Origin of the sequence: Sphingopyxis sp. PAMC25046 (assembly GCF_004795895.1) — a bacterium.
Taxonomy (GTDB): Bacteria; Pseudomonadota; Alphaproteobacteria; order Sphingomonadales; family Sphingomonadaceae; genus Sphingopyxis.
This window is the reverse complement of the sequence record NZ_CP039250.1, coordinates 3,251,852-3,261,483: the sequence shown is the minus strand read 5'-3', so window position 1 is coordinate 3,261,483 and position 9,632 is coordinate 3,251,852. Positions and strand designations below refer to the sequence as shown.

Annotated in this window: 10 protein-coding genes; 4 read left to right on the top strand and 6 right to left on the bottom strand. The window is 63.6% G+C overall.

Translation table 11 applies throughout. The features are described from left to right. The first annotated feature begins 7 nt into the window (after nucleotides 1–7). Genes E5675_RS15375 through E5675_RS15360 form a run of 4 tightly spaced genes read left to right on the top strand, consistent with a single transcriptional unit; the run spans nucleotide 8 to nucleotide 2,593 of the window. Nucleotides 8–319, top strand: coding sequence for a hypothetical protein (locus E5675_RS15375; RefSeq protein ID WP_136175296.1), 312 nt, complete (start codon nucleotides 8–10; stop codon nucleotides 317–319). After that, on the top strand, nucleotides 313–771 hold the full coding sequence (locus tag E5675_RS15370) for a hypothetical protein (RefSeq protein ID WP_136175295.1): 459 nt from the start codon (nucleotides 313–315) through the stop codon (nucleotides 769–771). The genes E5675_RS15375 and E5675_RS15370 overlap by 7 nt, the downstream gene beginning before the upstream one ends. 19 nt (nucleotides 772–790) lie before the next feature. Continuing rightward, nucleotides 791–1,864 (top strand): hypothetical protein, encoded by a 1,074-nt coding sequence (locus tag E5675_RS15365; RefSeq protein WP_168707881.1) that lies wholly within the window; start codon nucleotides 791–793, stop codon nucleotides 1,862–1,864. A gap of 15 nt (nucleotides 1,865–1,879) precedes the next feature. Then, the gene (locus tag E5675_RS15360) at nucleotides 1,880–2,593 is read left to right on the top strand and encodes a carboxypeptidase-like regulatory domain-containing protein (RefSeq protein WP_136175293.1); all 714 of its coding nucleotides are present in this window, start codon (nucleotides 1,880–1,882) and stop codon (nucleotides 2,591–2,593) included. A 10-nt stretch (nucleotides 2,594–2,603) separates the two neighbouring features. Here the strand turns inward: E5675_RS15360 and E5675_RS15355 are convergent, their stop codons facing one another. The 6 genes from E5675_RS15355 to E5675_RS15330 form a co-directional block, all read right to left on the bottom strand. Continuing rightward, entirely contained in the window at nucleotides 2,604–4,559 is a 1,956-nt protein-coding gene (locus E5675_RS15355) for a winged helix-turn-helix domain-containing protein (protein ID WP_247594895.1), read from the bottom strand. Nucleotides 4,560–4,828: 269 nt separating this feature from the next. Further along, entirely contained in the window at nucleotides 4,829–5,662 is an 834-nt protein-coding gene (locus E5675_RS21770; RefSeq protein ID WP_247594638.1) for a hypothetical protein, read from the bottom strand. A gap of 31 nt (nucleotides 5,663–5,693) precedes the next feature. Further along, on the bottom strand, nucleotides 5,694–7,622 hold the full coding sequence (locus E5675_RS15350; protein WP_136175291.1) for a TonB-dependent receptor: 1,929 nt from the start codon (nucleotides 7,620–7,622) through the stop codon (nucleotides 5,694–5,696). A 138-nt stretch (nucleotides 7,623–7,760) separates the two neighbouring features. Beyond that, on the bottom strand, nucleotides 7,761–8,060 hold the full coding sequence (locus tag E5675_RS15345) for a DUF1330 domain-containing protein (protein ID WP_136175290.1): 300 nt from the start codon (nucleotides 8,058–8,060) through the stop codon (nucleotides 7,761–7,763). Then, entirely contained in the window at nucleotides 8,057–8,671 is a 615-nt protein-coding gene (locus E5675_RS15340) for a hypothetical protein (RefSeq protein WP_168707880.1), read from the bottom strand. Before E5675_RS15340 ends, E5675_RS15345 begins: the two co-directional genes overlap by 4 nt. 736 nt (nucleotides 8,672–9,407) lie before the next feature. After that, nucleotides 9,408–9,626, bottom strand: coding sequence for a hypothetical protein (locus tag E5675_RS15330; RefSeq protein WP_136175287.1), 219 nt, complete (start codon nucleotides 9,624–9,626; stop codon nucleotides 9,408–9,410). Nucleotides 9,627–9,632 lie beyond the last annotated feature (6 nt).

The following is a 9,632-nucleotide window of genomic DNA, read 5'->3' as shown; positions in this document are numbered from 1 at the left end:
GATAGCAATGAAACCTGTATTCTGGGTAGCTCTGCCCGCACTTGCCCTTGTCGCACCTGCTTCGGCTGCGACCCCCACCGACGAGCAACCGGCGACGGCTGCGGCGCCCGAGCAAGTCGCCCCGCCCAAGGCGTGCAAGAAGAAAAAGAAGGGCTTGGGCGGACTGCTGCGGGCGGCGCGCAGTTCGGGTCTCGTCAGCGTTGTCGCGGGCAAGGCGGGCACGGGCGGTGCGCTTGTCAATTCGGCCGCGAACACCGCGATCGACGTCGCCGATGCCACCAATCGCATGGCTCCGCCGGCAGAAAAGCCGAAATGCTGAAGCCATCCAAGGCCCTGTTGATCGTAGGCGGTGTTCTGTTGCTGGCCGGGTGCAGCACGGCCAAGAACGATGACGCGAGCGAGCGATCGACGCTGAGCGCGAGCGGTGAACCGCTGCGCGCAGGCCTGTACCGCGTCGTCCAGACCGGCGACGTCGATCATCAAGACGAACGGTGTATCGGCGCGGCGGACGTCGCGGCGGGGCGTTTTGCCGTGCCGGGCACGATCGAGGACGGCTGGACGGTCGACACCAACCGCATGTCGGGCGGCATGATCGAGGTCGCGGCGCGGCATCCGTCGGGCAGCCGACTTAATATCGAGGGGACGTTCCAGAAGGAATCCTTCGATGTCGAAGGCACGATGGAAATGGAGCTGAATGGCGAAACGCACGTCATTCGTACGCGTCAGGTGGGGGAGTTCGTATCACCGGCCTGCCCCGCCGAGGCGGCCTGACGGAACGGGTATCGCGGCGATGCTGATAAGCCGGTACGGCCTTGTGGCCACCGCCGTTTCGTTTGCGCTGGTGCCGGCGAGTGCGATGGCGCGCGCGTGCGAAGACCCGCTCCAGTCAGCGGCAGAAGCAGTGTCGCAGCTGCCCGGCGACGTGCCGTATCAGGTACCGGACGAGCTTCAGGCGCTATATGACGAAGCATCGGAGCTGGCTGAAAGCGACCCCGAGGAATGCCTGGCGGTCGTGCGGCGGATGAATGCGTTGATGGCACGCCACAGCGGAGGCGGCGGCGCGGTGGTCCCCGTCGAGATCGAGGAACCGGCCGACGCGGGAGGCCCCGATGCGATCCTGGCGGATTTGCACCTCAACGACGCGGAACGGCTGCGTCGGCGGATCGAACGCGCGTCGGACGATGAGGGCGAGCAGTTGCAGGCGGTTGGCGACTATCGCGACGCCACGCGGCACTATGCGGGCGCGATGCGTGCTTTTGCGGTGTCGCGCCGGAGCGCCCCGGCGGATCTGGCCGAGATCGAGACCGCCGTCGCGGAGATCGACACGCTGACGAGGGAGTTCGAACAGATCGTCGTCGTGAATGCGCCCGACGATGTGATGCACGCCCGGCTGGAAGATGCGGTGCGCCGCGTGGTCGAGGCGCGTCGCGCGCTCGAACGCGCGTGGCAGCGCTATCACGCCCGTGAGGCCGCAAAAGCCGACGGTTACATCGCGCCACTGGGGTCTCCCGAATTTCAGCCGGCGCCGCTGGTCGATGATTTCATCGCACCGCTGGGCGATGCCGAAACGCGCGCGGCGCAGATCCGGCTACGCAATGCAGAACGCGCGCTGAAACAGGTTCGCAACAGCTGGGACCCACATGTTCACCGGACCGACTGGACATTTCTCGACATGCGCGAGGGGTACAAGCAGGCGTATAAGGACGAATATGCGGCGTTCGCCGACGAGTTGAAGGCCTTCGACGCGACGCTCGACGCCTATATGCCCGATCGCGTCGCGGACTTCACGCGCCGCCGCGTCGAATTGTCGGAACGGCACGAGCGGCGACTCGACGCGATTTTCGAGCGTTATGCCATTCGTTGAATTTCCGAGGGTTTCATGATGTCCCGTTTCCTGTTCGCCGTTGCCCTGCTGTTCGCCGCTCCAGCCGCCGTGCAGGCGCAGGCACCCGTGAAGGGCGCCGTCCAGGGGCAGGTTGCCGATGAGCAGGGGCGGCCGGTCGCCGATGCCGAAGTGACGGTGCGTTATCAGTCGAATCCCGGCGGGGTCAGCATCAGCCGGTCGGCGCGGACCGACCGGCAGGGGCGCTACCGGATCGACCTTCGCCAACTGCCGGGTGTATGGACCGCCCACGCAAAGGCGACGCTAACCATCGATGGATCGCGCATGACGGTCGACCTTGTTCCCGACAATAGCGCGCCCTTTGCCGGCAATGTCGGCGCGGTGCGCAATTTCCGGCTGCGTTTCGTCGAGCAGACGCCCGACGATGCCTATGGCGTCGGCGGGATGCTCGTCGTCCAATCGGCGGTCGGCGATTATACGCCGCTGGACGAGGTGACGGTGACGCTGCATCCCGCCGGCGGCGGCACGCCGGTCGAAAAGCGGCTGCGCAGCACGGGCGAGGGTTGGGTCGTCACAGGACTGCGCCCAGTATCCTATCGCGTCACCGCGAACCATCGCGGGCGGCCAATGCTCGTCAGTGCCGCGCTGACGCCGCAGCGCGACTATGACTGGCAAGCTTCGGTCGTTGGGCGTTTCGAACGGACAGGGCCGGGCATTTACCAGCTGCGGATCGAGGTGCGCAGCCGATGAAACGCGACGATCACTCGAGGGTGATCAGCATCAGGTCGCGGTCGCCGGCGATCAGTTCCGGGGTGACGATATCGCCGTCGGGGGCAATTGCGAACGGCGTACGTGGAGCCTGACGCAGCGCCGCAAGCCGGCGGCTCGCCCCGGCCCATGTCGTCAGCCATAGTTCGGCTGTGAGACCCGCTCCGCGCACATGCACAATGCCATCGGCGCGCGGCGCCCAACTTTCGACCGCTTCGACTTCGATGTTTGTCGGCAGCGGCCGGACGGAGCCCGATGCGGTATCGATTTCGACAATGCTGTTGATGCCCATCCGCCGCGCAAACAAGCGGTCGCCTGCCCGCTCGATGATGGCAATCCCCGCCGTGTTGCGCACCGGGGTGCTGCGCCCCGATCGCAGGTTGTGCCTGACCAGATGCCAGCCCGAACCGCTGACCGAGGTGAAGAAAAGTTGGTCGTGGTTTGGTGACCAGAGGGCGCGTCCCTTTGGTGCGCCGTCGCTGGTGATGCGGGTCAGCCCGGAGCCGTCGTGTCGCATGGAATAGACGTCGGTCTTGCCTTTAACGACAGCCAGAAAAAGAACCTGCTTGCCATCGGCGGACCAGCGCGGCGCGAAAACATAGCTAGCATTCATATCGGTCAGCCGGAGGAGTCGCCCGCCGGATTGGCGTACCCACAATTGGTTGGTGCCGTTGCGATCGGACGCGAAAACCGTCGCGCCATCGGCGCTGACATCTGGATCCCAATCGACGCCTTCGGGAGCGATGAGCGGCGTTGACGATCCGCCATCGCGACCGATCCGCGACAGCGATGCCTGTATTCTGCCCGTTTCGACCGCAATCGATCGCCCCTGCCGATCCGCCGACAACCGCCCGAGCGGCAGCATCCCCAATGTGACGCGGCGCGGTTCCGATCCGCGTACCGTGTCGATGGTCCAAAGGCCAAAGTCGCCGCCACGATTGCTGCTGAAAAACAGCGTGCGCTGGTCATTCGCCCAGGTGAAGCCCGTCGCTTTCCATCCGCCATCGGCCAGCGCTTTTGTCGCTCCGGTCCGTGTATCGAGCACATATATGGAATCGCTGCCGAGGGCAGCGGTGCGGCGAAACGCGATCCGGCGGCCATCGGACGACACCGTCGGAGCGCCGTCGCCGAGCATGTCGGCGGGTGGATTGGTCAGCGCGCGTGCGCGTCCGCTGGTAATGTCGACCGCGATGAGGCGTCGTGCGCGCGATCCCGCTGGCCGGTTCTCGATAACCAGCGCGTTCGGGGTTAGCCAGGCCAGCCCCGCATAGGCATCCGCGCAGCTGCTGACTATGCGTTCCGAACCGTTGGGCGGCGCCATGACGACGACGGAACATTCGCCTGCCGCATCTTCGCGCAGGAAGGCCAGGCGGGATCCGTCGGGACTCCAAGCAGGCGCATATTCATCGGCGTTGGGTGTTTGGGTCAGGCGTACCGGGGTGGCGTCGCCGACGCTGACGTTGCGCAGATAGATGTCGCGCGGTTCCCAGAAGCCTCGCCCGGCGGTGTAGGCCACCGCCAGCCCGTCGGGCGACATGGCGGGAAACATTTCGATGCCGGCTTCCTGTGTCAAGGGGCGTATGCCGCTGGCCGACCAGTGTTTCGGCGCACCGGATTGGAATGCCAGCACGCCCGCGACGCCGACTATCGCCACGACCGCGATCGAGGCAGCGGCCTTTGCGCGGAAGGAAATCCGCGGCCGCGCCGGTGGCGGTTCAGGTGTAGCGGCGGCAGTCTGTGGACTTTCCGGTACTAACAAGCGATAGCCAACGCGCGGGATCGTATCGACCGACACGCCTTCTTCGCCGGCGAGCGCCTTGCGAAGCTGGCTCACGCTGCGGTTGAGCGAATCGTCACCGACGATCCGGCCTTCCCAGCACAGTTCCAGCAGTTCTTCGCGGCTGACCACGCGCCCTTCGGCGCGATGGAGTGCGACAAGCACCTGCATCACGCGCGGCTCAAGCGTCATGACATCGTCGCCCCGGCGCATCTCCAGCGCCGCCGGAGTAACCTCCAGCGTTCGCAACCGAAATGGCAGTTCGATCGCAAGTTCGATCGGACGCGCCGGGATGGAAGACATCTCGTTCATTGCCGCCTGGACCATGCCGAAGGACAAATCGTCAATCGGACCCTGCGTAACGACTTCGTCGGCTGATGAATAGGTGTCGTTGGCCGCCACTATGCGCGGTGGAGCGCGCCGGCCGGAGCCAGACCAGTTCAAGACGCGGGCTTCGCCGGGGGCGATGCGGTGAAAGCTGAACCCACCGAAAGCGTGGCGTCGAATCCTTTGCGGGTGCTGCCCGGTGTGATTCCGCGCGGGCGGCTTTCGCTCTGGACCCGGATGGGCCGGGGACCGCATGTCTCCTCCGCTTCCGGCGTCTCGCGGCTGCAGGCCCAGATCGCACCGCCCTCGACATGAAAGGATATGGCGAGCGTTTTGTCGGCGGGCAGAAGCTGCGACATGGCAGGGAAGGGTGGGCCGAGCGACGTCCATTCGCTCTTCCCCGCATGACCGTTGCCGGTCAGCGCGAGCACCGGCGCGGTGGACCGTTCGCGTTTTGCCGCTAGCAGCAATTCCGCCATGCCCTTTTCGCGCGCCGCCGACGTTCCCGGTCTTTCGCTGGGGTGGTCGAACGCCACCACGGCTAGATCGCCGTGTGTGGCTTTCATCTTTCGCAGAGCCTCGATCAGACCGAAGATCGCCTGACTGGCGCGGCCATCGCGGATCATCCAGGCGGGGGAGGCCAGCAACGCGGCCTTTGCGCCGTCGTCGCCGTTGGAGGCGAGATAGGCGTCGAGCGCCGGTTGTTCGGCGGGCAGGAATTCCAGCCCGACGGTCAGCGGCGTGCCCGCCGCGGCGTAGGCGCACACAAGGTCGGCGAAGGCGGCGGGGATTTCGGCGGTGCCGTGCGCCTCGCCCATGATCACAAAGTCGGGGCGCTGGACATCGCCCAGCGCTTCGACACCCGGCAGAGGCGTGCAGGTTGCTTCGACAGGCTCATCGGATACGGGGGCGGCAATTGCCAAAAGCGATAAAAGGATCGTCTTCATTTCATATCTCCCGAGGCACGATCGCGACGCTTCAATAGTTCATTGTCAGCGACAGGCGGAAAGCGCGGCGGCTGGGGCGGTCGAGCAGTTCGGAGCGCGCCGCGACCCAGCTGTCGGCATTGAACAGGTTTGTCACGCGTGCGCGCAGTGCCACGTTGGCCTTGCCGATCTCGAATCCGTACCGCGCGCCGACATCGGCGGTGGTCAGCGACGGCGTACGCAATCCGCTCCGCGAGGAGACGCGCCTGCTCGACGAATGGTTGATCTGTCCGTCGAACGACAGACCTTTAATCCCGGCAACCGAGTAAGTAAGGCCGGTCATCGCCTGAAATTTCGGCAGGCCGACAGCCTCTTTCGACCACACGCCGGTCTCGACCGGATCGCCGCTGCGCCGGGCGTCGAGCCAGACCGCGCCCGATACGATGCGCAGCCGCGGGGTTATATTGCCTGTCAGCGACAATTCGGCGCCGCGGTGCTGAAGCTGGCCGAACAGCCCGAAGACATTGTTCGCATCGAAACCCGGCGCGGCCTTCTTGATCGAAAAGAGCGAGCCGATCAGCGTCAGCCCTTCGGACGGGCGCCCGCGAAAGCCAAGCTCCTGCTGGGTCGAAATCGCCGGGGGCAGAATGGCGTTGCGGTTGGCGGCATTGTCCGGCGCGGCGCCCGATTCTTCCAGCCCGCGCGTTGCGCTGGCGAATACCGTCCAGTCGCGGGTAAGCGCGAAGGCGACCGATGCGTCATACAGCCACGGGCTTTGCGTCTTGGCCTCGCGCGGGCGAGCCGGGGCGGCGATTTCGCGCTGATGCCACGTCTTCTGGAGGCCGGCCTTCAGCCGGAGCCGCCCGGCCATCAGTTCATAACCGATGGCGCCGCTATACTGGTCGATCGCGTCGAGAGTCGTCGGCAGTGGCGGTAGATCGGGTTCGGGCGACGGCGCGATGCCGCCATCAAGATTGAAAGCGCCAAGATCGACCGAAACGCCGGGGGCGAAGCGGTTGCGCGTCTGGCGGCTGCGCAGTTCCGCGTACAGCCGATGCCCCTCGGCCGGACGCCAGCCGCCGCCGAACGATGCCGACCAGGTCTGATTGTCACGCGGACGGTTCGAAAAGCCGACGGCGCGGCCGACGCCGTCTTCATCGATCAGCAATTGCGTGAAGTCGGCACGGTCGAGATCGAGGCGCGAATAGATGAGCGATCCTTTGATGTCGACGACGTCGGAAATCGGTGTCGATCCTAAAATGCCCAGGTTGAGATCGGCGCCGTCGTGATCGCTCCAACTCGTGACATAGCGGCGGGGATGTTTCATTTTGGGCGGGAGCGCCGCGCCCGTTGCGCTGACGCCGAAGAAGCCCTCAAGGTCGAAGATGTTGAGGGAGGCAAAGCCGGTCAGGCTGGTGCCCTCGGCAGGACGCCACTCGGTCACCGTGCCGAAGCGATAATATTTCGGGGACAGGCCCGACGAGCTTTTGCCAAGCAGCGTCTGCGTTCCGATCAGGCCGCCCAGGCGGCCGTCGGCGCTGGTCTGGGCCAGGCGAAGGTCGTAGGAGCGCCCGCCATATTCTCGGAGCATGACTTCAGCATGGACGGCGGACGCTTCGAAGGGCGAACGCAGCCGATATTCGACCACGCCAGACGGCGCGGCAAAGTCGGCGTCGAGCGCGTTATAACCGACCCGCGTGACCACGCCCGACAGGACTGTGTCGATAAGGCCGCCCGACTTCGCAAAATAGACATCGTCGATCCGGTAGTTGCCGGCATCCTGCAAATTGAATCCGCGCACCTGGGTTTCGTTGTAGAGTCCAATCTGTTCGACACCGATGCGGATGCCGAACGCGTCGGCGGCGCGCTCGACCGCGCGCTCGTCGGCTTCGTCCGCGGTCTGGGCGTGAACGGGAAAAGCGATCATGGCGGCGACAGCCGTCAGCGCGCGGCCTAGCGGCCACGGGGATAAATTGAACATCGTCTATGCCTTTGGTCTGAAATCCGAAAGTGCCGCAGCGGCTATCGAATCGGAGGCACGAGGGCGATGATGGCGGGCTGATGATGTCCCGATATTTTGACGATTATCGTAGAGCGGCCCCTTTTGGGATGGCGACGATCAGCTATCCATCGCCGCACGGTGAAGGAGTATCACGGTGCCTGTCGAGCCCGCGCGCCGGTCGATGGAGATCTGCTGGTATTCCGCGGACTGCATCCATCCTTGGAAAAGCTCCTCCGTTTCGAACTCGATCAGGATGGCTTTCTGCGCGCACCATTCGCCTTCGATGACTTTGGGATTGGTGTCAGCAACCAGAAGGCGGCCGTTGAAGGCTCGAAGAGTTGGCAAAAATGCGTCGCGGTAACGGTTGTACCGGATAGGGTCGGTTATCCTAATCTGAGCCAGCGCATAAACCGTCACGATCTTTCCTCCTGTCGCTTGTCGCCCGCCAGATCGCGGATGCATTGCTCGCGTATCGACCATAATCGCTGGACCGGCATGGAAATACGCTTCTGTTCAGCCCAGATCGCAAGCGCGCCGCGGTGAAGGGCCTGCTTTTGGTCAAGTTGATCGAGTGGCAGCCGTGCGAAGTCGGAATATTCGGGTAACGGATCACTCGGCGGCAAGCCGGTTAGGTCAAATATCTTTCCCTCAAACCCGATGAGGCAATGCGCCTCGCGAATAGACGCCAACCCGGCACGGGCGAGGGTTTCGGCAACGGCCGGATGGGTTTGTCCGCTCATGTCAAAGAAACAGACGAGCAACTGCAAGGGACATCCCTGTTCGTGGCTCAACGCGGCAAGGAAGGCGTGCTTGGTCGTGCAAGTCCCTCGCTGTTCGATCGGTACCAGGCGGTAATCGATAGGCCGACTGTTCCGCCCGTAAGGCAAGTCGGCAATCCAGCGCGCTGCATCATGGAAATTGCCGACATTCCCCAGCAGGCGGACAAGCGGTCCCAGCCTATCCAGCGCGAAATCCGGAAGCTCGTCAAACCGCGCTGACATCGTTTGCTGGTCCCGCCAATGGCTCACTGTTCGTCCGCCTTCGAATCCCACGCTGCCAGGGTGAGTGCCGACCCATGGGCGGCAATTTGGAGAGTTGGACCGCTGAAGCACGGATGGGAATAGGAAAGCTCATATACTCAAGAGGGACGGCACGCGCGCCTAAGCAATCGGGTGGACGACACCTGGCCGAATTCCACGACGAACTCATGAAATAGGATGTAATCGGCGCTCGAACACGTCGATGATGATCATGGTACCGCGACAGCACCGGCAGATTGGCGGAAGCATGCATTGCCTGTAGCCTCCTCGGTCGGTGGAGGAGCGACGTTGAGCAGGCGGCCGACTGTGTCATCTTGCCGAAAAAACGAGCCTACGGCCATCGTTCAGCGCACACAGCCGGGTGAGGAACAGGCAAGTATCGCACCACAGCCAGATTATGCCTAGCGCCAAGATGCTGATCATTGCAGCGCGGCGTGCTTTGACCAGCACAGCCAGGTTTCGTGAACGAAGCCAGCCAGAGCAAAGCTGTGGCGAGGCTGACGAAGCGAAGGCGCGACCGTTTGCTCTTGTCGTACTGGATGGCGACTCTGTGTCAATTTATGAGTTTATTGAACAGCCGCTCGAAATTGCCGCTTGTCGAGAATGTGTTACGAAAACTTCGTGAGATCTGAAGTGATTGATTTCAATAAGACAGAGAGATAATGTCACCCGAATGGCAGAATTCTGCCGTTTTCGCTGCGAGGCGAGAAGTTGATTCGAGTAATCATAATCCGCGTGTCGGGGGTTCGAGTCCCTCCTCCGCTACCAGAAAAATCCCAGCTTTTATGAGGGTTTCAGGGCAAAAATCGCCTTGGAACATTGCCGAAACGGCGTTGCGCTTTGTTGCGCCGTTTTCCGGGCTTTTGTTCCCCTTACGGGCCAGTCCGTGCAACACGAATGCGGGCTTTGTCGCGCTCGGCATCGGCCTGTTCAATTCGATCATGTTCCC